We start from the raw sequence: 21,940 nt of genomic DNA on the forward strand, positions 1-21,940 counted from the left end.
CGGACAGACAGGGATGAGACAGGGATGAGACAGGGGTGAGAATTCGCTGGGCAGAGGCGGCCGACCGGCCGAAATGGCAGGGGCTGTGGGATCAGTACCTGGCCTTCTACAAGGTCGATCTGGCCGCTGCGGTCACCAATGCGACCTGGGCGCGGCTGTTGGATCCGGCCTGCCCGATGGGCTGCCGGCTGGCCGAGGATGGCGCGGGCCGGATCCTGGGCTTTGCCCTGCATCTGTCGCATCCCTCCAGCTGGGTGCCGGGCGAGGATTGTTATCTGGAAGACCTGTTCGTCGCCCCCGACACCCGCGGCGCGGGCGTCGGCCGGGCGCTGATCGACGATCTGGCCGATCTGGCCCGCGCCAAGGGGTGGCACCGGCTGTACTGGCATACCGATCAGGACAATGCCCGCGCCCGCGCGCTTTATGACAGCTACACCCCCTCGGATGGCCATCTGCGCTACCGGATGAAGCTGTAACAGATGCGAAAAGGGGGCCCGCGGGCCCCCTTCTGTCGGCGCGGTCGACCGCGTGTCAGCTGGCCGGGCCGATCGCCAGGACCTGATGCACGGTGCCTTCCATTTCCCAGCTCAGCTTGACGTGGTCGCCGACCTTGAACTTGTCGGCCTTCACCCCCTCGGGCAGCGTATAGACCTGCCCGTTCGACAGGGTGATCGCCTGTTGCGCCGGGTCGATGGCGCGGATCGTGCCGGTCACATCGCTGGGCGCGGCAAGCGCGGCCGAGGCGAAAGCGAAACCGGCAAGGGCTAGCGAGGCGATAAGACGGGTCTTCATGATCAATCCCCGAACTCTGCGGGCCGCGGCCTGTGCCGCCAGCCCTGCATCAGCACGGCGCTCCGGGTCTGTCGCGTCGGCGGTGGGGTCCGCCCGGCAATCCCTGTCCGTGCTGAGGGGAAGATGCGCCTTCCGCGCGGCCCTGCCCAGCCCCTCTCGCGCGGGGTTGATCGGGCGCGAGCCGCGGCGATGCGGCGCCCCGCAAATGCAGAACGGCGCCCCTGGGAAAGGGGCTGCTGATCTGATTTTGTAAGGAAAGTGGCGCGGTTGACGGGGCTCGAACCCGCGACCCCCGGCGTGACAGGCCGGTACTCTAACCAACTGAGCTACAACCGCACATCCCATCCCGGCTGCCCGGGCGTGGCGGGTAGATACGCGGGCCGCCGGGCGGCGTCAAGCGCGGGAAAGGCAAAATCATCGGGCCTGACACAATTTCCCGACCGCGGCGTTACAGGGCCTGCCGGCCCAGAAAATCGACCAGCCGCGCCGCCACCAGATCGGGGCAGAGATCGGGAAAGAAATGCCCGCCCGGCAGCGCCGCCGCCTCAAGCCGCGCCAGACGCGGCGCCCAGGTGGCCGGAATGTCGTACAGCCGCGCCATCGCGCCCTCGGCGCCGTACAGCACCAAGGACGGCAGATCCAGCTGCCGCCCGGCCTCGGCCCGGTCCAGCGCCAGATCGACATGCAGCGCCGCGCGGTAATCGTTGCAGGCGCCCGCCACACAGGCCGGATCGCGCCACAGCGCCCGATAGGCCGCCAGCTGCTCGGGATCGAAGGCATCAAGCCCGCCCGCGCCCCAGCCGGCGATCGAGGTTTCATGGAACAGATCCGGCTCGGCCAGGATCAGCCGTTCCGGCAAGGGCGCGGGCTGGGCCAGGAAATACCAGTGCCAATAGGCGGCGGCCACTTCGGGGCGCGGATCGGTGAACAGCACCTCGGTCGGCACGATATCCATCAGCACCAGGCTGGCCACCGCCCCGGGGTGATCCAGCGCCATCCGATAGCCGGTGCGCGCGCCGCGGTCATGGCCCACCATGTGAAAGCGGTCATGCCCCAGCGCCGCCATCACCGCCACCTGATCGGCCGCCATGGCGCGAAAGGAAAAGGCGGCCAGATCCTGCCCCGAAGGCTTGCCCGACCCGCCATAGCCGCGCAGATCGCTGGCCACGACGCGAAACCCCGCGGCGACCAGCAAGGGCGCGATCCGGGCCCACAGCACCTTCGATTGCGGATAGCCATGCAACAGCAGGACCGGCGCGCCCTGCCCGGCCACGACGCCCTCGATCTGAACCGTGCCGGTGTCGATGCGGAAGGTCTCGAATCCCTCGAACATGGCAGATCCCTCTTGCCCCGCGGCAGAAGATCCCGTGCTGCGGCCGCGGGCAAGACCCGCGGCCGGGATGGTCATGTCGCGATCTTCATTTCTCGGGCGCCGGGATGAATTCGGCATCATCCCCGGGCGGCAGGCTGAAGCGGCCATGCTGCCAGTCGCCCGCCCGCCAGGCCTCTTTCGCAGCAGCGATCTTGTCGCGCGAGGAAGCGACGAAGTTCCACCAGATATAGCGCGGGCCGCCCATGGTGGCGCCGCCCAACAGCATCACCCGCGCGCCCTGTGCCCCGGCCTTGACCGAGATCCGGTCGCCCGGCCGGAACACCAGCATCCGCCCGGCCTCGAAGCTTTGGCCGGCCTGGCTGACCTCGCCTTCCAGCACATAGACGCCGCGATCCTCGTGATCGTCGGGCAAGGGGATCGAGGCCCCGGGCGCCAGAACCGCGTCGGCATAGAAGACTTCCGAGGGCATCTGCAGCGGCACGCGCGCGCCCCAGGCCTGACCCAGGATCAGCCGCACCTGCTTGCCCTCGCCCTCCAGCTCGGGCAGCGCCTCGCGGCCGATATGGGTGAACCCCGCGGCATCCTCTTCCCGGTCTTCGGGCAGCGCCAGCCAGGTCTGCAGGCCGAACATCGTCAGGGGGGCCTGACGCGCCGCCCCGTCGGTGCGTTCGGAATGGGTGATGCCGTGGCCGGCCATCATCCAGTTCACCGCCCCCGGCTCGATCCACTGATCGGTGCCCAGCGAATCGCGGTGATGCAGCCGGCCCTTCATCAGATAGGTCACCGTGCCCAGCCCGATATGCGGATGCGGCCGCACGTCGATGCCATCGCCGGTCAGAAACTCGGCCGGGCCCATCTGATCGAAGAAGATGAAGGGCCCGACCATCTGCCGCTGGGCCGAGGGCAGCGCGCGGCGCACCTCGAAGCCGCCCAGATCGCGGGCGCGCGGCACGATGACGGTTTCGATCGCATCGACCGCATCGCCGATCGGAATGGAATGGTCGAGAATGGGGTTCCAGCTCATGGCGTTCTCCTGTCTGGTCCCAAGAATAAGACCGCAGGCGCCTGCACGCATCCCCGACATCCGCGCGGGTCCTGTGCAGATTTGAACGGAACCGCTGCCGGGCCCAGGGCCGGCGCCCGAACCGGCGCAGCAGCCCGGCGCGGCGGGCTGGTGGGTGGTGAGGGGCTCGAACCCCCGACATTCTCGGTGTAAGCGAGACGCTCTACCAACTGAGCTAACCACCCGCCTTCCGGCGCGATACCGGGCATTTAGCCGCCCGGCTGCCGCGATGCAAGCGCCGGGCGCGGTCTGGCGGGCAGGGATCACGCCGCGGTCAGCCGCAGTCTTGTGCCCCAGGGATCGCGGGCCTCGTGGCCGCCATTCGCCGCCTGTGGGGCGAACCCGGCCGACGCCAGACGCTGCGCCCGGGCCGCGGCCTCGCCCTGACCACGCACAATCAGGGAAAACCAGTCCAACCCGGTTGTGCCCTCGTCGCGTGCCGCCGCGCCGGCCGAGTCCCAGACATTCAGCCCCAGATGGTGATGATAGCCGCCCGAGGACAGAAAGGCCGCGCTGTCGCCACGTGCGCGGGTCAGGTCCAGCCCCAGCGCCGTTTCATAAAACCCCCGCGCCGCGGCGATCTCGCCCACGCGCAGATGGATATGGCCGATCCGCAGCTGCGCGGGCGCTTGGCGATAGGAATCGCGCTCGGTCGAGGTCAGGGCCAGCAGCCCGTCGATATCCAGCTGATCCGTCGCCATCGCGACCTGCCCCTGCGACCAGCGCCAACTGCTTTGCGGCCGGTCGGCATAGACTTCGATGCCGTTGCCTTCCGGATCGTCCAGATAGATCGCCTCGCTGACCCAGTGATCGGCAAAGCCGCTGAGCGTGACCTGCCGGAAGGCCGCATGGACCAGCCAGCGTGCCAGATCTGCGCGCGAGGGCATCAGCCAGGCGATGTGATACAGACCCGCCGCGTGGCGCGGTTCGATCGCGGCAGCGGGTCGGGCCAGCAGATGCAGAAGCGGCGTGCCGTCCACCCCCAGGCTGACGGCATCGGCGCTGTGCGAGATCACGCCCAGCCCCAGAAGATCGGCGTAGAACTGCTGCATCGCCGGCAGATCGCGGACCCGCAACGCCGCTTCTCCGCAATGCAGCGGCGTCGTGCCGGCAAAAGGCACGGCCAAGGGCGCGCCAGGCGCCATACCCTCAGCCCGCAGCGCTCCGGCCAGCGCGGATGAGGCTGTGGCGCCACCGGCAAGGGCCAGAACTTGGCGGCGGTCGATCGGCTTTGGCATGTCCGGCTCCTGCAGGTTCTGCGCCGTTTTGCCCAGTGCCCTGCAGCAAGGCCAGTGCCGCCCGGCGCAGGCCGGCTGTGCAGGAATGCAGGGGCGCCGTGCAAGCGCCTGATCGGAAAGCCGGTTTCCGGGGCGAAGACACCGCCAAAGCGACAGGGCCAAAGCGACAGGGCCAAAGCGACAGGGCCAAAGCGACAGGGCCAAACGAAACGGGCCAAACGAAACGGGCCGCTCATCCCTTGCAGGAGAGCGGCCCGGTCTCGGATCGAGACGGTATGGATGGTGGGCGATAACGGATTTGAACCGCTGACATCTTCGATGTGAACGAAGCGCTCTACCGCTGAGCTAATCGCCCGAGTGGGGGCCTTCTAGCTATCCTCGCCGTCCTCTGCAAGAGGCTCTTCTGCATGTTTTGCACGATGGGGCCCGCGCTTCACTTTCAGCGTCAGATGGGCCGCCCCGTCCTTTTCGGCCGTGCGGGTGATCCGGCTGCGGCCGAAGCCCGGCAGGTTCATGTCCAGCCCCGCGCCCATGGCATCGCCCAGGGCCTTCAGCGTGGCCTCGACCACCAGCTTCACGTCCTTTTTCTTGCCGCCCGTCGCCTCGGAGACGCTGGCCACCAGATCCTTGATCTTCAGGCTGGGCGCCTTGTCCGCAGCCACGCTGACCGTCTCGGACGGCTCGGCTGCGGGTTCGGGCTTGGCCTCTGCCGCTCCGGCAGGCTTTGCTGCAGTCGACTTCTTGGTCGCCATCGCGATGGTCCCTTTGCTCCAGGCGTTTTCGGCAAGGTTATCGGCGGGTTGGAAACAATACTACAGGAATCATTGGGCTGTTTCGCCGCCGATTGGCGCTGCGGGCCTTCGGATCGGCCTTGCCCTTCGGCAGGCCCGAATTTATTATACGCCGTATATTTAAAGGAGCCCCCCCATGCCGCAGGGTCATGTCTTCATCGCAACCAGCCTGGACGGATTCATCGCCCGCGCCGATGGCGACATCGCCTGGCTGATCGCCCGCGACGACCCGGCCGAGGATCACGGCTTCACCGCCTTCATCGCCGGGATCGAGGCGATGGTGATGGGGGCGGGAACCTGGGCGGCGGTGCAGGATTTCGACCCCTGGCCCTATCCGATCCCGGTTCTGGTCCTGTCGCGCCGCCTGGCCGGACAGACGCCGCCGGCGCGGCTGGCCGGCAAGGTGCGATTCCTTGATCTGGCGCCGGATGCGGCCATGGATTTGCTGGCCTCGGAAGGGGTGCGGCAGGTTTATGTCGATGGCGGCAAGCTGGTGCGCAGCTTTCTGGCGGGTGGCCTGATCGACACGATCACCCTGACCCAGGTGCCCGTGCTGCTGGGCGGCGGCCTGCCGCTGTTCGGGCCTGTGCCGCAGGACATCGACCTGCAGCTTCTGTCGAGCCGGGCCTTCCCCTCGGGGCTGGTGCAATCGCAGTACCGGGTGCTGCGGTGACCCCGCGCGGCCGGCCCCGGAAAGAGGGGCGCGAGGATCTGCCCGGGCGCATCCTGGCGACCGCGCAGGCGATTCTGGATGAAGGCGGCCCGGCGGGCCTGACCCTGCGCCGGCTGGCGGGCGAGCTGGGCCTGACGCCGATGGCGCTTTACACCCACCATGCCGACCGTGCAGCGCTGATCCGCGCCCTGGCCGACCGTGCCTATGGCGGCATCACCGCCCCGGCCGAGGGCAGCCCGCGCCAGCGCCTGGCCGGGCTGATCACCGCCTATCATGCGGCGGTGCAGGCCCACCCTGCCCTGACGCTGGAGATCTTCCGCGATCCCGGCGCCTTCCCCGATCAGGCCCGACGCATCACCGCCACGCTGGAACAGCTGCTGCAGGATGCCGGCCTGCAGGGCGCGGCCGTGACCGCCTGGCGCGACATCCTGATCGACGTCACCCATGGCGCGGCGCTGGCGCTGGCCGCGCATCCGCAGGCGGGTGCCGCACCCGGGCAAGCCGCAACCGAAGCGCTTGACCATCTGCTTGCCGCCCTGCCCTGCGCGCCATGAAAACGGGCGGCCCCGAAGGGCCGCCCGAATGCCTGCCAGCGCAAGCCAGGATCAATGCGCGATCTGCGCCGGGCTTTCGCCCCCCGCCTTGCGCGCCGCCGCCGCCGCCTCTTCGGCGGCCTCGTCCCAATCCACCGGCTCGGGCTGGCGGGTCAGCGCCTGGGCCAGCACCTCGCGCACATGCGTGACGGGGATGATCTTCAGCCCCTTCTTCACATTGTCCGGGATGTCGGCCAGGTCCTTCTCGTTCTCTTCCGGGATGAACACGGTCTTGATCCCGCCGCGCAGCGCCGCCAGCAGCTTTTCCTTCAGCCCGCCAATCGCCATCGCATTGCCGCGCAGCGAAACCTCGCCCGTCATCGCAATGTCCTTGCGCACCGGAATGCCGGTCAGCACCGACACGATCGCGGTCACCATGGCCAGGCCCGCCGAGGGCCCGTCCTTGGGCGTCGCGCCGTCGGGGACGTGGACGTGAATGTCCATCGCCTCGAATTTCGGCGGCTTCACCCCCAGCTGCGGGCTGATCGAGCGGACATAGCTGGAGGCCGCCTCGATCGATTCCTTCATGACGTCGCCCAGTTTCCCGGTCGTCTTCATCCGGCCCTTGCCGGGCAGCTTCAGCGCCTCGATCTGCAGCAGATCGCCGCCGACCGAAGTCCAGGCCAGGCCGGTGACGACACCGATCTGGTCTTCCTTCTCGGCCAGACCATAGCGGTGCCGCTGCACGCCCAGGTATTCCTCGGCCTTCTGCGGCGTCACCTCGACCGACTTGACCTTGCCCTGCAGGATCTCGGTCACCGCCTTGCGGGCCAGCTTGGCGATCTCCCGCTCCAGGTTCCGCACCCCCGCCTCGCGGGTATAGTAGCGGATCACATGGGTCAGCGCCTCGTCCGTGACCTTGAACTCGCCCTTGCGCAAGCCGTTGGCCTTGATCTGCTTCGGCAGCAGGTGCTGCTTGGCGATCTCGCGCTTTTCATCCTCGGTGTAGCCCGCCAGCGAGATGATCTCCATCCGGTCCAGAAGCGGGCCCGGCATGTTGTACGAATTCGCCGTGGTGATGAACATCACATTGGACAGGTCGTATTCCACCTCGAGATAGTGGTCGACGAAGGTGTTGTTCTGTTCGGGATCCAGAACCTCCAGCAGGGCCGAGGCCGGGTCGCCGCGGAAATCCTGGCCCATCTTGTCGATTTCATCCAGCAGGATCAGCGGGTTGGTGGTCTTGGCCTTTTTCAGCGACTGAATGATCTTGCCGGGCATCGAGCCGATATAGGTCCGCCGGTGACCGCGGATCTCGGATTCGTCGCGCACCCCGCCCAGCGAGATGCGGATGAATTCGCGGCCCGTGGCCTTGGCGACCGACCGGCCAAGCGAGGTTTTCCCCACGCCGGGCGGCCCGACGAGGCAGAGGATCGGCCCCTTCAGCTTGGTCGAGCGCGCCTGGACCGCCAGATATTCGACGATCCGCTCTTTCACCTTGTCCAGACCGTAATGGTCGGTATCCAGCACCTTCTGCGCCGCGCCCAGATCCTTCTTGGTGCGCGACTTCGTGCCCCAGGGCACGCCCAGAAGCCAATCCAGATAGTTCCGCACCACCGTCGCTTCGGCCGACATCGGCGACATCGACTTCAGCTTCTTGACCTCGGCATCGGCCTTTTCGCGGGCCTCCTTGGACAGGTCGGTCTTGCGGATCCGCTCTTCCAGTTCGGCGATCTCGTTCTGGCCTTCCTCGCCATCGCCCAGCTCGCGCTGGATCGCCTTCATCTGCTCGTTCAGGTAATATTCGCGCTGGGTCTTCTCCATCTGAGACTTCACGCGGGTCTTGATCTTCTTCTCGACCTGCAGGACCGACAATTCGCCCTGCATCTGGCCATAGACCTTCTCAAGCCGTTCGGCGACGCTCAGCGTTTCCAGAAGTTCCTGCTTCAGCGCGACTTCCACCCCCAGATGGCCGGCGACCAGATCGGCCAGCCGCGCGGGTTCGCGCGTCTCACCGACCGAGGCGGTGGCCTCTTCGGGGATGTTCTTCTTGATCTTCGCATAGCGTTCGAATTCGTCGCCCACGGCGCGCACCAGCGCCTCGACGCTGGCCGGATCGCCCAGGCTTTCTTCCAAAAGCGTGGCCCGGGCCTCGAAGAAGGCGGGATTCTCGACGAAGTCGGTGATCTTCACCCGCGCCTTGCCCTCGACCAGCACCTTCACGGTGCCATCGGGCAGTTTCAGCAGCTGCAGGACATTGGCCAGCACACCGACGCGATAGATGCCGTCGGTGGTCGGATCGTCGACCGTCGGGTCGACCTGGCTGGAGAGGAGAATCTGCTTGTCATCGGCCATCACCTCTTCCAGCGCCCGCACCGATTTCTCACGCCCGACGAACAGCGGCACGATCATGTGCGGAAACACCACGATGTCGCGCAGCGGCAGCACCGGGAAGCTGGAGGACAGGGTTTCGCTCATTGGCGCATCCTTTCTTGCGGCGGATGGATGCGGGCCCCGACCACCGGCAGCCCGCCCTTCCCCGCGTTCGGAAATGTAAATCTGTGGTCCCGGAGGGAGGGTTTCAAGCGCATCATTGGCCCGCCAGTTTGAACCTGCCCGCGGCGGGCTGCAAGAGTGGATCGGATGGGATGGTTTCTGCCGGGTCAGGGGAACCATCCTTGCCCCGCAGGGCTGGCAATGCAGGATTGACGCGCGCCGGGCAGAACCGGCGGGAAGGATAATGCCGAATGACCCTGATGCAGCGCCGCAGCTTTCTGGCCGGACTGGCCGCCCTGCCCGGCCTTCCCCCCACCATGGGCACCGCGCTGATCACTGGCCTGGTCACTGGCCTGGCGCCGCAGCGCGCCGGGGCCGAGCCGGCCCTTTCGCCCGCCGACCGGGCCGCGGCCGGGCTTCTGGCCGATCTGTCGCGCCTGCCGGTGGCGCAGTTCCGCCCCGATCCCGCGGGCCAGGTGCCGCGCATCGTCTGGGGCGATCTGGCGGGCGCCGGGGCGCTGGGCTTCGGCGCGCGCGAGGTGCTGGGCAGCTGGACCCGCATGGTCGAGGGCTTTGCGCTGGAGCAGGTGGTGTTCGGGCTGCAGGGCGGCTGGGCCGGCACGGTGGGCTTCGGCCCGCAGGATGTGGCGCGGTTTCTCTGCACGACGGCCGAGCCGGAACGCGGCGCGATCCTGACGCTGCACGCGGGCGCGGGCGACGGGGTTGGCGGAACGCTTTCGGAACGCGGCTATGACCAGGCTATGCTGGGCACGATCCCGGTCTTCCAGCGCGGCGCCGAGGATTTTGCCGTCGATCCGGCGCGGCGCGATCCGAAAGACCCGTTCGGGGGGCTGATCGGGAAATCGTCCCGCGTGATCGTGGCGGGGGATGAGGTGATCCAGACCGCCGGCTGGGCGCTGCTGGCCGGGCTTGCGGGCACGGCCGGGCCGCAGGGCCACCCCGATCTGGCGGCCCTGACCCAGGCGCTGCGCGCGCCCGGCTTCGGCGCGGCCCAGATTCTGCAGGCGCTGGTGCTGAACGACCAGCAGGGGCTTGCAACTGGCGTCACCGGGCTTGGGCTTCTGCCCTGGGGGCTGGGGCTGCTGGGCGATCTTTCCGATGGCAAGACCTGCCATGCCGCGGCGCTGTTCAGCTATGCGACCGAAGCCGAGGCCGAAGAAAGCGCCACGCGCCTGGCGCGCACCTGGCCTGCGGCGCGCAGCAGCGCCACCCAGGGCGCGCTGGCCGACCGGGTGCCCGTGCGCGAGATTTCGGTGCAGCGGGCAAGCGATGGTCGCGCGGTCCTGATCTTCCGCGCCCAGGCGCCCGAAGGCGAAGGCGGCAATGCCGCCTATCGCTTCCTGGCCCAGGCCCGGATGATGCGCGACCTTGCCCCCTTCGCCCTGTAGCGGCGCGGCTCAGTTCGCGGCGGGCATCTGCGCCAGGGTCGGGTAATCGGTATAGCCCTCGGCCCCGCCGCCATACAGGCCCGCCGTCGGCAGCGGGTTCAGGGGCGCATCCTGGGCCAGCCGCTCGGCCAGATCGGGGTTCGAGATATACAGCTTGCCAAAGGCCACCGCATCCGCAGCGCCCGAGGCCACGGCCTGCACCGCCATATCGCGCGTATAGCCGTTATTGGCGATCCAGACCCCCTTGAACCGCGCCCGCAGCGCCTCGATCCCGCCCGCGGGCCAGTCGCGCGGGCCGCCGGTCTGGCCTTCGACCATATGCAGGAATGCAAGCCCGGCCGCGTTCAGCTGATCCACCACCGCGCCGAACAGGCCGGCCGTGTCGCTGTCGAGCCCCACGTCATTGGCATTCGACCAGGGCGACAGGCGAATGCCGGTGCGCGACGCGCCGATTTCGCCAGTGACCGCCGCCAGAACCTCGCGCAGAAAGCGGATGCGGTTCTCGACCGGGCCGCCATAGCCATCCGTCCGCTTGTTCGAGCTGTCGCGCAGGAACTGGTCGATCAGATAGCCATTGGCGCCGTGGATCTCGACCCCGTCGAACCCGGCCGCAATCGCATTGGCGGCGGCCTTGCGGTAATCCTCGACCGTGGCGGCGATCTCGGCCTCGGTCAGCGCCCGCGGCGCGCCGGTTTCCAGAAAGGCGCCGTTCACATAGGTGCGCGACTTGGCCGGAATGGCCGAGGGCGCCACCGGCGCCCCGCCATCCAGCAGATCGGGATGGCTGACCCGGCCGACATGCCAAAGCTGGATCACGATCCGGCCGCCGGCGGCATGCACCGCCTCGGTCACCCGGCGCCAGCCCGCCACCTGCGCCTGAGAATAGATCCCCGGCGTTGCGGTATAGCCCTTGGCCTGCGGCGAGATCTGCGAGCCTTCGGTCACGATCAGCCCGGCGCCGGCGCGCTGGCGATAATAGTCCACATGCAGATCGCCCGGCACATCGCCCGCATAGGCGCGGTTGCGCGTCAGGGGCGCCATGACGACGCGGTTCTTCAACTCGATTGCCCCTGCCGTCAGGGGGGTGAAAAGCTTGTCAGTCATCGCGGCCTCCGCAGCGGTTGGGGACTAGAAGCTAGTCCTGCTGCAGCGCGGCACAAGCCCGACGGCTGTGCAAAGCCGCCCTTCCGCCTGTGCAGAGCTAGAGAGGCTCGATATCGCCCTCGGCGCGGCGGGCATGGAAGGCCGCGACATAGGCCTTCAGGTTGCCCGAGCCGATCGAGGCGCGCAGGCCCGCCATAAGCTCCTGATAGTAATGCAGATTGTGCCAGGTCAGCAGCATCGAGGCGATGATTTCCTGCGCCTTGAACACATGATGCAGATAGGCGCGGCTGTAATTGCGGCAGGCGGGGCAGCTGCATTGCGCGTCCAGCGGGCGCGGGTCGTCCTGATGGCGGGCGTTCTTGATGTTGACCTGCCCGCGCCGCGTCCAGGCCTGGCCGGTCCGGCCCGAGCGGCTGGGCAGGACGCAATCCATCATGTCCACCCCGCGCTCGACCGCGCCCACGATATCGTCGGGCTTGCCCACACCCATCAGGTAACGCGGCTTGTCTTCGGGCAGCAGGCCCGGCGCATAGTTCAGCACGTCGAACATCGCCGCCTGTCCCTCGCCCACCGCCAGCCCACCGATCGCATAGCCGTCAAACCCGATCGAGCGCAGTTCGGCCGCCGATTCCGCGCGCAATTCGCGGGTGACACCGCCCTGCATGATGCCGAACAGCGCGTGCCCCGGCCGGTCGCCAAAGGCCTGGCGCGAGCGGCGCGCCCAGCGCATCGACAGGCGCATCGACTTTGCCACCGTCGCCTCGTCGGCCGGCAGCGCGGGGCATTCGTCAAAGCACATCACGATGTCGCTGCCCAGCAGCGCCTGAATCTCCATGCTGCGCTCGGGCGTCAGCTGGTGTTTCGAGCCGTCGATATGGCTGGAAAACACCACGCCTTCCTCGGTCAATTTGCGCAGCGGGCCCAGGCTCATGACCTGAAAGCCGCCGGAGTCGGTCAGGATCGGCTTTTGCCAGTTCATGAACTTGTGCAACCCGCCCAGCCGCGCGATCCGCTCGGCCCCGGGGCGCAGCATCAGGTGATAGGTATTGCCCAGAAGGATATCGGCCCCGGTCGAGGCCACGCTGTCGGGCAACATCGCCTTCACCGTCGCCGCCGTTCCGACCGGCATGAAGGCGGGCGTGCGAATTTCGCCGCGCGGGGTCGAGATCACCCCCACCCGCGCCTTGCCATCCGTCGCCGAGACCTTGAACCCGAAGCCCTGCGCCATCGCCATCCCCTGCAAAACCGCCGCGGTTTAGCGCCAAATGCCGCGCCTTGCCAAGGCCGCCCTGTCGCGCCGCGGTTTTCTTCGCGTCGATCAAACGATGAATTGACGGGATGTGAAAAGCATGCACATGTGCGAATGAACGTTCATTCGCACCCGAATCCCCCTGATTGCCCCCGGACCCTGATGACCAGTGCCCCTTCGCTTCCCGACGCCCTGCCCCCTTCCGACGCGCCCGCGCCGGCCGCCGACCGGGCGGACGCGATTCTGGCGCAGATCCGCGAGGTCTTTGTCGAAAAGGGCTTTGACGGCGCCTCGATGCAGGATCTGGCGCGTGCCGCCGGGATGAGCGTGGGCAATTTCTACCGTTATTTCCCGTCGAAGGCCGCAATCGTCGAGGCGATGGTCGGCCGCGACATGGCCGAGATCGAGGCGAAATTCGCCGATATCCGCACCGCCGACGATCTGATGGGCGCGGTACGCGCCAAGGTCGCGGGCGAGGTCTGCGCGGTGCAGACCGACAAGGGCGGGCTCTGGGCCGAGATCAACGCCGCCGCCCGGCGCAAAAGCGAAATCGCGACCATCTGCGCCGGCATGGAAGAGCTGGTGGCGCGGAACATGCTGGGCGTCTTCGCGCGCGTCACCGGGCTTGCGCCAGGCGAATGCCAGCAGCGCTTTGGCGCCCATGCCCGCTTCGTCGTCCTGATGGTGAAGACGGTCGCCATGCGCAACTCCACCATTCCCGACCCCGACCTGACCGCGCTGGTGCTGGAAAGCATCAACCGCGTGCTGGACGAGGTGACTGCCGCCGCTTCCGAAAAGACCTGACCCGTTCCGACAAGGGCTTCTGCCATGCGCCGCTTCATGCTTCATTCCTCGGTCGCGGCGCTTGTGCTGCTGGCCCCCCTGCCGCTTTCGGCCGAAACCGCCGAAGCCGCCGCTCCGGCCGAGGCGCCTGCGGCGGCCACGCTGCCGGCGATCACGGTGGCGCGGGTCGAAAGCCGCCACATGGTCGAACATGTGATCGCCACGGGCTTCGTCAACCCGGTGCAGCAGATCAATGTCCAGCCGCTGATCGAGGGCCAGCCGATCGACCGGCTTCTGGCCGATGTGGGCGACATGGTCGCGGCAGATCAGGTTCTGGCGGTGCTGTCGGACAAGGCGCTGCTGCTGCGCCGGGCACAGACCCTGGCCTCGCGCGCGGCGGCCGAGGCGACGATTGCCCAGGCCGAAGCGCAGATGCTGGAAGCCCAGGCCTCGGCCGACGAGGCTGAGCGCGTGGCCGAACGCACACGGAAATTGCGCGATCAGGGCTCGGCCACCCAGGCGGCGGCCGATGCGGCCAGCGCCACGGCCATCGCGGCCACGGCGGGCGTTTCGGTGGCGCGCCAGTCGCTGGCCGCCGCCCGCGCCCAGCTGGACGTGATCGACGCGCAACTGGCCAGCCTGGATCTGGAACTGACCCGGACCGAAGTGCGGGCGCCCTTCGCCGGCCGGATCAGTTCGCGCAACGCGGTGATCGGCGCGATTGCCAGCGCCGCCGGCGCGCCGATGTTCGTGATCGAGAAGGACGGCGCGCTGGAACTTTGGGCCGATGTGGCCGAGGCCGATATCCAGCGCCTGCAGGAAGGCCAGGGCGCCCAGTTGCGCGGGGTCGGCATGGACACCGCTCTGCCGGGCCGGCTGCGCCTGGTCGAGCCGGTGATCGACAGCGCCACGCGGCTGGGCCGGGCGCGGATCAGCGTCGATGACAAGGCCGGCCTGCGCGCCGGGATGTACCTGGAAGCCGATATCACCGTGGCCGAACGCGACGCGCTGGCCGTTCCCGTCACTGCCGTCGGGCGCGAGGGCGGGCGGCAGACGGTGCTGCGGGTCGCCGGTGACACGGTCGAACAGGTCGAGGTCACGCTTGGCATCCGCGAAGGCGGCTGGGTCGAGGTGGTCTCGGGCCTGGCCGCGGGCGACCAGATCGTCGCCAAGGCCGGCTCTTTCGTGCGCCCGGGCGACCGGATCAACCCCGTCCTTGATGACGCGACCCAATAGGACATTCCGGCATGAACTTTTCCGCCTGGGCCATCCGCAATCCCGTCGCGCCCCTTCTGGGCTTCTTCCTGCTGATGCTGATCGGCTGGCAGTCGTTCAACACCCTGCCGATCACCCGATTCCCGAATATCGACGTGCCCATTGTCTCGATCGCCGTGGCCCAGCCCGGCGCGGCACCGGCCGAAATCGAGACCCAGATCACCAAGGAAATCGAGGATGCCGTGGCCGGGGTCACCGGCGTCAAGAATGTCACCTCGTCGATCTCGGACGGGCTGTCGACCACGGCGGTCGAATTCTACATGGAGATCCCGACCGACAAGGCGGTGCAGGATGTCAAGGATGCGATCGACCGGATCCGCGGCGATCTGCCCGGCGATATCGAAGCGCCGATCGTCGCGCGCGTCGATGTGGAAGGCGGGTCGATCCTGACCTATTCGGTCTCGTCGCCCGACATGACGCTTGAGGAACTCAGCTGGTTCGTCGACGACACGCTGAAGCGCGCGCTGCAGGGCCGGCCCGGCATCGGCCGGGTTGACCGCTATGGCGGCGCCGACCGCGAGATCCGCATCAATCTGGACCCGGTGAAACTGGGCAGCTACGGCATCACCGCGCTTGAGGTCAGCCAGCAGCTGGCGCTGACCAATGCCAATGTCGGCTCGGGCAAGACCGAGATCGGCGCGGGCCAACAGTCGATCCGCACGCTGGGCAACCAGGACACTGCCGCCGCCCTGGCCGAAGCCTCGATCGCGCTGCGCTCGGGCCGGCATGTGCGCCTGTCGGATCTGGGCGAGGTCGTCGACAGCTATCAGGAACCCGAAAGCTTCGGCCGCAGGAATGGCGAGCCGGTGGTGATGATGGGGGTCTTCCGCTCGAAAGGCGCCTCGGAAGTGACGGTGGCCGAAACCACCGCCGCCGTGGTCGACGAGATCCGCGCCCGCACCCCCGGCATTTCCATCGAACTGGTCGATGACGCGGTCTATTACACCTATGGCAATTACGAATCCGCCCTGCACACGCTGATCGAAGGCGCGTTGCTGGCGGTTCTGGTGGTCTTCGTCTTCCTGCGCAACTGGCGCGCGACGCTAATCGCCGCCGTGGCCCTGCCGCTTTCCGCCGTCCCCACCTTCTGGGTGATGGAGGCGGTGGGCTTCTCGCTGAACCTGGTGTCCTTCCTGGCCCTGACACTGGCGACCGGGATCCTGGTCGACGATGCCATCGTGGAAATCGAGAACATCGCCCGCCATATCCGCATGGGCAAATCGCCCTATCGTGCCGCGATCGAGGCGGCCGACGAGATCGGCCTTGCGGTCATCGCCACCACCTCGACCATCGTTGCGGTCTTCGTGCCGGTGTCGTTCATGCCCGGCATTCCGGGCCAGTATTTCCGCCAGTTCGGCATCACGGTGGCGGTGGCGGTGATCTTCTCGCTCTTGGTGGCGCGGCTGATCACGCCGATGATGGCCGCCTATTTCATGACCCCGCGCGACACTGGCCATGACGACCATCGCGACGGGCTGTTCATGCGCTTCTATCTGTGGCTGGTGCGCAAATCCACCGCCATGCCGCGGCTGTTCGGCTCGCGCGTCCGCTTCCCGGCCTATTACATGACGCTGGTCGTCGCGGTGGCGGTGGTGATCGTCTCGGTCCAGCTGATGCTGCAGGTGCCGGGCAACCTGTTCCCGCCCGACGATGAAAGCCGTTTCGCGATTTCGGTGGAACTGCCCCCCGGCGCCACCCTGGAAGAAACCGACCGCACCACCGAAAGGATGCGCCAGGCGATTGCCGATATCCCGGGGATCGAGACGGTGCTGGTGGTGGGCGGCAGCTCTCCGCTGGGCGATCTGGACGTGCGCCGCGCCGATATGCGCGTGCTGCTGGAAAAGCGCGATGTCGGGCTGGAACGGCGGCTACTGGAAGTGGCCTCGGGCATTCCGCTCTTGCGCGATATCATCACCGTGCCGCCCTCGGAAACCCGCACCCAGCCGCAGGTCGAGATCGAGGCCGAGGTCTTCGCCCGCCTTGCCGCCATTCCCGATATCCGCGCCTTCAAGCTGGGCGGCCCCGGCGCAGGCGGACGTCCGGTCTCGTATAATGTGCTGTCGGCCGACGAGGGCGATCTGAAACAGGCGGTGTCGCAGATCGAACGCGCGCTGGCGGGCGAGCCGCTTCTGTCGAATGTCTCGACCGAAAGCACCCTGCCCCGGCCCGAGGTGCAGATCACCCCCCGCCTCGACGAGGCGGCGCGGCTGGGCGTGACCACCCAGGCCATTGCCGCCACGTTGCGGGTGGCGACCATCGGCGACAATGACGCGGCGCTGGCGAAACTGTCGGTCGACAACCGGCTGATCCCGGTGCGGGTGCGGCTGGACGATGCGTCGCGCGAAAGCCTGGACCGGATCGCCGCGCTGAAAGTGCCCACCGCCTCGGGCGCGCTGGTGCCGCTGGCGGCGGTGGCCGGGATCGAGGTCTCGGAAGGCCCCGCCACGATCAAGCGGCTGAACCGTCAGCGCGTGGCCACGGTGGGCGCCGACCTGCCGGTGGGCGTGCCGCTGGACAGCGCGACCCAGCGGTTCGAGGCAATCGTCTTCGGCGATCCGGCGCAGGGCATCGCGCCGCTGGCCCTGCCCGCCTCGGTCACGGTCAAGCCCTCGGGCGATGCCGAGGTGCAGGCCGAACTGGTGTCAAGCTTCGAGAATGCGATGATCATGGGGTTGATGCTGGTCTTGACCGTGCTGATCCTGCTGTTCAAATCGGTGATCCAGCCCTTCACCATCCTGTTCTCGCTGCCTTTGGCCATCGGCGGCGTGGCGGCGGCGCTGATCATCACCCAGAACCCGATGTCGATGCCGGTGATGATCGGCCTGTTGATGCTGATGGGGATCGTGACGAAGAACGCCATCCTGCTGATCGACTTTGCCATCGAGATGCGGGTGCGCGGCATGAACCGGATCGCGGCGGTGGTCGAGGCCGGGCACAAGCGCGCGCGCCCGATCGTCATGACCTCGATCGCCATGTCGGCGGGGATGCTGCCCTCGGCCCTGGGCGTGGGCGAAGGCGGCACCTTCCGCGCGCCGATGGCGATTGCGGTGATCGGCGGCATCATCATGTCGACTGTGCTGTCGCTGGTGGTGGTGCCGGCCTTCTACCTGATCATGGACGATCTTTCCCGCGCCCTGTCCTGGGTCTTCGGCCGCTTCATCGGCCCGAAAGAGGCCGAGGCCCAGGCGCCTTCGGCCGAGGAACTGGTCACCCGCCTGCGCAGCGGCGACGAACGGGCGGCGCTGATCGGCGCGCGTCTGGCCGCGCTGGAAGACCGGATCGGCCGGCCCGCCCCGCCATCGGCCCAGGCGGCCGAATAGGCCGCGGAACAGGCGCGGTGACCCGCGTCGCTAAGGCTTGCCCGGCCAAAGCCGGGCAGCCTCGGCCGTCCCATAGCGGCCAAGCGCCAGATCCTCGGCGACCCGCGCCGGATCCCGGTCGGCCGGCGCGCCATAGCCGCCGCCGCCCGGCGTTCTGACCCGCACCCGGTCGCCGGCCTGCAAGACGATGTCCTGCGCCTTGGACAGATGCTCGGGCACCAGAACCGGCGCGCCCTGGCGGTGGATCTCGACCCGGTTCACCGCGCCATCGCCGCCGCCCAGCACACCCTGCGGCCCGACCCGCCCGTGATCCATCACGAACGACGCCCGCGCCATGCCGCGCAGCAGTTCGATCTCGTAATCCAGCCCGAAGCCGCCGCGATACTGCCCCGCCCCGCCACTGCCCTCATGCAGCGCATAGCGGCGGTAGAGGACGGGGTATTTCTGCTCCATGATCTCGACGGGCGGCGCCTTGGAAATGCCGATTGTCGAACAGCCGTTCGATATCCCGTCACCGCCGGCAAAACCACCATAACCGCCGCCCGAAATCTGGTACATCACATAGCCCGCCCCGGTCTCGGGGTCGGTCCCGCCCAGGCCGAAATTGCCGCTGGTGCCGGCCGGCGCCGCCGTCACCCGATCGGGGATCGCCTGCACCAAAGCGGCAAAGACCGCCTCGGCAATGCGCTGGCTGACCTCGGCCGCGCAGCCCGAGACCGGGCGCGGATAATGTGCGTCCAGGAATGTGCCCTCGATCCCCACCACCTCCAAAGGCTCGAATGCCCCCGCACTGATCGGCACATCGGGAAAGACGTGCCGCACCGCCAGATAGACCGAAGACAGCGTCGTCGCGCGGACCGAGTTCATCGGCCCCGCACAGGGCAGCGACGAGCCCGAAAAATCGAAGACCAGCCTCTCGCCCGCCCGCGTCACCGCAAGCGCGATGATCAGGGGGGCGTTCACCACCCCGTCGCTGTCGATCACCGCCGTCGCGCGATAGCGCCCCTCGGGGATCAGCGCCAGCTTGGCCCGCATCTGCCGCGCCGCCAGATCGCGCATCTGCGCCACCGCCGCGCCGACCGTGCCGTCGCCATAGCGGTCCAGCAGTGCCGCCAGCCGCTCGGCCCCGACCATCAGCGCCGAAGCCTGGGCCTTCACATCGCCGATCCGCTGATCCGAGACCCTTATATTCGAACAGATGATCGCCCAGATCTCGGCATCCAGCACGCCCTTCTTGAACAGTTTTACCGGCGGCAGCCGCAGCCCTTCCTGCTCGGCGCTGATCGCCGAAGCCGAGAACCCCCCGGGCACCATGCCCCCGGTATCCGGCCAATGCCCGGTATTCGACAGCCAGCACCAGATGCGCCCCTGCCGCCAGACCGGCATGGCAAAGCGCACATCCATCAGATGCGTGCCGCCCAGATAGGGATCGTTGACGATATAGATGTCACCCGGCTCCGGCGCCGCCGTCACCCCCGCCGCGATGCGTTCAATCAGCGTGCGGGTGGAAAACTGCATCACGCCGACGAACACCGGCAGGCCTTTCGACCCCTGGGCGATCAACGACCCATCCTCGGCCGAATAGATCCCGTCCGAGCGGTCATCCGCCTCGGCGATCACCGGCGAAAAGGCCGCGCGCGAGAAGGTCAGGTCCATCTCGTCGCAAACCTGCTGCAACCCCGCCTGGATCACCGCCAGCGTCACCGGATCGACCATGCTGCCTTCCTCTCTGTCCAAATATCCCGGGGGTCCGGGGGCTGGCCCCCCGCTCTGCCGCGCTCAGCCCGTGACCGACACGATCAGATTGCCATCGGCATCCGATGTGACCCGGCACCCCGGCTCGACCAGCAGGGTCGTGTCCATCTGCTCGATCACCGCGGGCCCCGTCAGGTCCAGATCCAAAGGCAGGTGATCGCGCCAATAGACCGGCACCTCCTGCCAGCCGTCCTCAAACCAGACCCGCCGCTGGCCCGAGGGCGCGACCAGTGCCCGGCGTCCGGCCGGGTCGATCAGCCGCGACAGGTCCAGCTCGGCCCGCCGCCCGGTCACACTGACATTCAGGTTCATCAGATTGGCGCGGATTTCGGGCAGATCCACCCGGAACCGGGCATGATAGGCCGCCTCGAACAGGGCCTGCAGGCTTTCACGCGACGGCGCGGCCCCGGGCAGCGCCACCCGCAACAGATGGGTCTGGCCCAGAAACTGCATGTCGGCGGAAAACTCGGCCCGGACATCCCGGACCGCCACCTTCTCGGCCGCGATCAGCCGCCGCCCCTCGGCCTCCAGCCCCGCCAGGATCGCCGCCACTTCGGCCATATCCAAGGCATCCAGCGGCCGGTTCAGCGTGCGCACGAAGTCGTGCCGCAGATCGGCCACCACGCAGCCCAAGGCATTGGTGATCCCCGGCCGCGCCGGCACCAGCACCCGGGGCACGGCCAGTTCCCGCGCCAGCGCCACCGCATGCAGGGGCCCCGCGCCGCCAAAGGCGAACAGCGCGAAATCGCGCGGATCCGCGCCCATGGAAATCGACACCATGCGGATCGCGCCGGCCATATGGGTATTGGCGATCCGAACCACCGCCTCGGCCGCCTGCTCGACGCCCAGGCCCAGCGGCCGCGCGATCTGGTCCTGCATCGCCGCGCGCGCCGCCTCGGCCGCCTGGCCGAAGCGCTGCGCCGGCAGCCGCCCCAGGATCAGGTTCGCATCCGAGATGGTGACCAGCGTGCCGCCCCGCCCATAGCAGACCGGGCCCGGAGCCGAGCCCGCGCTGTCCGGGCCCACCCGCAGCATGCCGCCTTCATCCACCCGCGCGATCGACCCGCCGCCCGCGCCCACGGTGCGCACATCCACCATCGGCACATGGATCGGCATGGCATATTCCACCTCGATCTCGTTCGAGACCGGCGCCACGCCGCCGCGGATCATCGCCACATCGGTCGAGGTGCCGCCCATGTCATAGGTCAGCAGATCCGGCATCCCCGCCCGCCGCCCGGTGGCCACCGCCGCCATCACGCCCGAGGCCGGGCCCGACATCACCGTCTTCACCGCCTCGCGCGCCACATTCTGCGCCGCGACCATCCCGCCATTGCCGTTCATCACCAGCAGGTCGCGCCCATAACCGCGCGCGGCCAGTTCGCCGGCCAGACGGCTGATATAGCGCTCCAGCACCGGCTGAACCGAGGCATTCACCGCCGCGGTCACCCCGCGCTCGTATTCCCGGGCTTCGGAAAGCAGCGCATGGCCCAGCGTCACATAGGCATTCGGCCAGATCTCGCGCGCGATCTCGCCCGCGCGCAGCTCATGCGCAGGGTTGGCATAGGCATGCAGGAAATGGATGACCAGCGCCTCGCAACCCGCCTGCAGCAGCTGCGCCAAAGCGTCGCGAAAAGCCTTTTCGTCCAGCGGCGTGACCACCCGGCCGCGCGCATCCATCCGCTCGGGCACGTCCAGTCGCAGATCGCGCGGAATGATCGGCACGAAGCGGCCCGACATGCCATAGGCCTGCGGCCGCGTGCGCCGGCCCAGTTCCAGAACGTCGCGAAAGCCTTCGGTGGTGATGATCCCGGTTCTCGCCAATTGCCGTTCCAGCACGGCATTGGTCGTCGTGGTGGTGCCATGGACGATCAGGTCCATCTCGGCCAGATCGGCGCCCGCCGCCTCAAAGGCCGCCAGCACCCCGCCCGACTGGTTGGGCAGCGTGGTCGGCACCTTGGCCAGCCGCACCCCGCCCGAGGCCGGATCGAAGACCACCAGATCGGTGAAGGTTCCGCCGACATCCACGCCCGCGACCAGCCCGCCGCTCATCTTCGCCCTCCCGCCGCGGGACGGCAGCGATTTCTTTGAAGAAATCGCGCCGGAGCCTTCAAAGGCTCCGGGCCGGA

At 68.1% G+C, this 21,940-nt stretch carries 17 protein-coding genes and 3 tRNA genes; 7 read left to right on the top strand and 13 right to left on the bottom strand.

What is annotated here, in order from left to right; genetic code table 11:
• Positions 1-35: 35 nt before the first annotated feature.
• Positions 36-476: a GNAT family N-acetyltransferase gene (locus tag K1Y73_RS01650; RefSeq protein WP_225026171.1), complete on the top strand. Its 441-nt coding sequence runs from the start codon at positions 36-38 to the stop codon at positions 474-476.
• Positions 477-531: 55 nt separating this feature from the next.
• Here K1Y73_RS01650 and K1Y73_RS01655 read toward each other — a convergent pair whose 3' ends face one another.
• The 8 genes from K1Y73_RS01655 to K1Y73_RS01690 form a co-directional block, all read right to left on the bottom strand.
• A complete protein-coding gene (locus tag K1Y73_RS01655; protein WP_225026172.1) occupies positions 532-792 on the bottom strand; it encodes a DUF1344 domain-containing protein in 261 nt (86 codons plus the stop codon).
• 259 nt (positions 793-1,051) lie between these two features.
• Positions 1,052-1,128 (bottom strand) — tRNA-Asp (locus K1Y73_RS01660).
• 112 nt (positions 1,129-1,240) lie between these two features.
• Positions 1,241-2,125 carry an alpha/beta fold hydrolase gene (locus K1Y73_RS01665; RefSeq protein WP_225026173.1) on the bottom strand — a complete coding sequence of 295 codons (885 nt, stop codon included), beginning with the start codon at positions 2,123-2,125 and terminating at the stop codon, positions 1,241-1,243.
• An 85-nt stretch (positions 2,126-2,210) separates the two neighbouring features.
• The gene (locus K1Y73_RS01670; protein ID WP_225026174.1) at positions 2,211-3,149 is read right to left on the bottom strand and encodes a pirin family protein; all 939 of its coding nucleotides are present in this window, start codon (positions 3,147-3,149) and stop codon (positions 2,211-2,213) included.
• A gap of 148 nt (positions 3,150-3,297) precedes the next feature.
• Positions 3,298-3,373: transfer RNA gene (locus K1Y73_RS01675), tRNA-Val, on the bottom strand.
• 78 nt (positions 3,374-3,451) lie between these two features.
• Entirely contained in the window at positions 3,452-4,426 is a 975-nt protein-coding gene (locus K1Y73_RS01680; protein WP_225026175.1) for a VOC family protein, read from the bottom strand.
• Between the two features lie 280 nt (positions 4,427-4,706).
• A tRNA-Val gene (locus K1Y73_RS01685) sits at positions 4,707-4,781 on the bottom strand.
• A 13-nt stretch (positions 4,782-4,794) separates the two neighbouring features.
• On the bottom strand, positions 4,795-5,178 hold the full coding sequence (locus K1Y73_RS01690; RefSeq protein WP_225026176.1) for an HU family DNA-binding protein: 384 nt from the start codon (positions 5,176-5,178) through the stop codon (positions 4,795-4,797).
• Positions 5,179-5,353: 175 nt separating this feature from the next.
• On the opposite strand from K1Y73_RS01690, the gene K1Y73_RS01695 reads away from it, so the two are divergent.
• Together K1Y73_RS01695 and K1Y73_RS01700 are read left to right on the top strand one after the other, a co-directional pair.
• Positions 5,354-5,890, top strand: a complete 537-nt coding sequence (locus K1Y73_RS01695; RefSeq protein ID WP_225026177.1) for a dihydrofolate reductase family protein — start codon at positions 5,354-5,356, stop codon at positions 5,888-5,890.
• Complete coding sequence (locus tag K1Y73_RS01700) at positions 5,887-6,444, top strand: TetR/AcrR family transcriptional regulator (protein WP_225026178.1); 558 nt, start codon at positions 5,887-5,889, stop codon at positions 6,442-6,444. The genes K1Y73_RS01695 and K1Y73_RS01700 overlap by 4 nt, the downstream gene beginning before the upstream one ends.
• Before the next feature lie 51 nt (positions 6,445-6,495).
• Here the strand turns inward: K1Y73_RS01700 and lon are convergent, their stop codons facing one another.
• Entirely contained in the window at positions 6,496-8,901 is a 2,406-nt protein-coding gene (gene lon / locus K1Y73_RS01705) for an endopeptidase La (RefSeq protein ID WP_225026179.1), read from the bottom strand.
• Between the two features lie 269 nt (positions 8,902-9,170).
• On the opposite strand from lon, the gene K1Y73_RS01710 reads away from it, so the two are divergent.
• Complete coding sequence (locus K1Y73_RS01710; RefSeq protein ID WP_225026180.1) at positions 9,171-10,328, top strand: hypothetical protein; 1,158 nt, start codon at positions 9,171-9,173, stop codon at positions 10,326-10,328.
• A gap of 9 nt (positions 10,329-10,337) precedes the next feature.
• On the opposite strand, the gene K1Y73_RS01715 is transcribed toward K1Y73_RS01710, so the two are convergent.
• Both K1Y73_RS01715 and tgt read right to left on the bottom strand, forming a co-directional pair.
• Complete coding sequence (locus K1Y73_RS01715; protein WP_225026181.1) at positions 10,338-11,432, bottom strand: alkene reductase; 1,095 nt, start codon at positions 11,430-11,432, stop codon at positions 10,338-10,340.
• Between the two features lie 97 nt (positions 11,433-11,529).
• A complete protein-coding gene (tgt, locus tag K1Y73_RS01720) occupies positions 11,530-12,660 on the bottom strand; it encodes a tRNA guanosine(34) transglycosylase Tgt (RefSeq protein ID WP_225026182.1) in 1,131 nt (376 codons plus the stop codon).
• Positions 12,661-12,843: 183 nt separating this feature from the next.
• On the opposite strand from tgt, the gene K1Y73_RS01725 reads away from it, so the two are divergent.
• Genes K1Y73_RS01725 through K1Y73_RS01735 form a run of 3 tightly spaced genes read left to right on the top strand, consistent with a single transcriptional unit; the run spans position 12,844 to position 18,059 of the window.
• Complete coding sequence (locus tag K1Y73_RS01725; protein ID WP_225026183.1) at positions 12,844-13,485, top strand: TetR/AcrR family transcriptional regulator; 642 nt, start codon at positions 12,844-12,846, stop codon at positions 13,483-13,485.
• 24 nt (positions 13,486-13,509) lie between these two features.
• Positions 13,510-14,700: an efflux RND transporter periplasmic adaptor subunit gene (locus K1Y73_RS01730; RefSeq protein WP_225026184.1), complete on the top strand. Its 1,191-nt coding sequence runs from the start codon at positions 13,510-13,512 to the stop codon at positions 14,698-14,700.
• Positions 14,701-14,711: 11 nt separating this feature from the next.
• Positions 14,712-18,059, top strand: a complete 3,348-nt coding sequence (locus tag K1Y73_RS01735) for an efflux RND transporter permease subunit (RefSeq protein WP_225026185.1) — start codon at positions 14,712-14,714, stop codon at positions 18,057-18,059.
• A 30-nt stretch (positions 18,060-18,089) separates the two neighbouring features.
• Here the strand turns inward: K1Y73_RS01735 and K1Y73_RS01740 are convergent, their stop codons facing one another.
• Entirely contained in the window at positions 18,090-19,775 is a 1,686-nt protein-coding gene (locus K1Y73_RS01740; protein ID WP_225026186.1) for a hydantoinase B/oxoprolinase family protein, read from the bottom strand.
• A 63-nt stretch (positions 19,776-19,838) separates the two neighbouring features.
• Positions 19,839-21,863, bottom strand: a complete 2,025-nt coding sequence (locus K1Y73_RS01745) for a hydantoinase/oxoprolinase family protein (protein WP_225026187.1) — start codon at positions 21,861-21,863, stop codon at positions 19,839-19,841.
• Positions 21,864-21,940: the final 77 nt, after the last annotated feature.

The organism is Xinfangfangia pollutisoli (assembly GCF_020179405.1).
Taxonomy (GTDB): Bacteria; Pseudomonadota; Alphaproteobacteria; order Rhodobacterales; family Rhodobacteraceae; genus Pseudogemmobacter; species Pseudogemmobacter pollutisoli.